Consider the following 1,350-nt stretch of genomic DNA (forward strand, 5'->3'; position numbering starts at 1 on the left):
CGGGCCGGCCGCGCCGTGCGAATGCCCGGAGGCCAGCACCAGGTGGACGACCCCCTGACCGGCGACGAGTCCGGCCGCCGAGGTGAGGATCGGTGACCGATGCCGGGCGAGGGCCGCGGTGACCACCCCGACACCGGCGCTGGCGGCCGCGACCATGAGGATCTGCCCCGAAGTGGGCGGACCCGCCGCTGCACCGGCGGCCAGGCCGTGGGCACTGATGCCGAACACGCCGCTGACCAGTGCGACCACGATTCCCACGACCGCGGTCACCACGGGCGGGACCTCGGCGCGCAGGCGGTCGGCGGACATGACCCGATTCTAGGCTGGACCTACGACTGGGCCCCTATCCGGCGGCTGCGCCTTCTGCGGTGGCGCCCTCTGCGTTCGTGCCCTCGGTGGCGGTCGCGAGGCGGGTGCGCTCCTCGTCGGCCAGGCCAGCCTCGATGCGCGCGAGCATATGCGGGCTCATGTCGGGCAGGTCGTCGATCGCGAACCAGCGGACGTCGGTGTTCTCACCGTCCGCGGGGTGCGGCTCGCCGTCGAGGTAGGTGCAGGCGAAGGTGTGGTCGATGTACTGCGCCCGGTCGCCGTTGGCATACGTGACCATTCGGGAGACGCCGAGGGAGGCGAGTCGGTCGACGCGGATGTCCACGGCAGCTTCTTCGCGTGCTTCGCGCACTGCGGTGTGGGCCGGGTGTTCACCGGGGTCGATGATGCCGGTGACGGGGGTCCACCAGCCGTTGTCGCTGCGTCGGACGAGCAGGATCCGTTCGCGGGCGGGGTGGCGGATGACGGCGGTTGCCCCGGCGAGCCACAGCGGGGCGCTGCCGACGTGTTTGCGGAGTTCGAGCACGAAGTCGGGGGTCGCCATACCGGTGAGCGTATCGGCCGGTGAGCCTGCCGACCGAAATGACGGATCCCCCGCCGACCGAATGGTCGACGGGGGATTCGCGGAGTGCTATCCGGTCGCTGACTCAGTCAGCGTGGAGGGGCAGAACCTCAGTTCTGCTGGTCCTCGGGCTCGCACTCGTCGCGCTCCATGGAGCCGTTGTCCTTGAGGAAGTCGATGGCCTCCGGCGGGAGGTTGCAGACGAGGCCGACGTTGATCTCGGGAAGCGGCGGCAGGTTGACGCCACCGGAGACGGCAAGGCCGACGCCGATGCCGACTGCGGCCAGCGAGCCGAGCGTTGCGAGGTCCGCAGCGTCAGAGCCGGTGCCGGTGCCGGTGGAACCCTCGATGATTGAACCGAGGTTGACGTCGCCCGAGCCGATGTTGTCGGAACCGGACTGAAGAGCATCGACGGAACCCGTGATGATGGTGTTAAGCGAACCGGTGTCCGGATCCAGCGA

The 1,350-nt window shown here is 69.9% G+C and carries 2 protein-coding genes and 1 pseudogene; all 3 read right to left on the reverse strand.

What is annotated here, in order from left to right; genetic code table 11:
• Window positions 1-309, reverse strand: a pseudogene (locus G6018_RS09930) (hypothetical protein); the annotation flags it as partial.
• A 34-nt stretch (window positions 310-343) separates the two neighbouring features.
• Complete coding sequence (locus G6018_RS09935; protein ID WP_182639507.1) at window positions 344-871, reverse strand: NUDIX domain-containing protein; 528 nt, start codon at window positions 869-871, stop codon at window positions 344-346.
• Between the two features lie 128 nt (window positions 872-999).
• On the reverse strand, window positions 1,000-1,350 hold a 351-nt coding region (locus G6018_RS09940), incomplete at its 5' end, for a hypothetical protein (RefSeq protein ID WP_182639508.1).

This window comes from Dietzia sp. DQ11-44 (assembly GCF_014145205.1).
Taxonomy (GTDB): domain Bacteria; phylum Actinomycetota; class Actinomycetes; order Mycobacteriales; family Mycobacteriaceae; genus Dietzia; species Dietzia natronolimnaea.

Coding starts and splice junctions, on each gene's coding strand:
- G6018_RS09935 (WP_182639507.1), bottom strand. CDS start 871: ATGGCGACCCCCGACTTCGTGCTCGAACTCCGCAAACACGTCGGCAGC.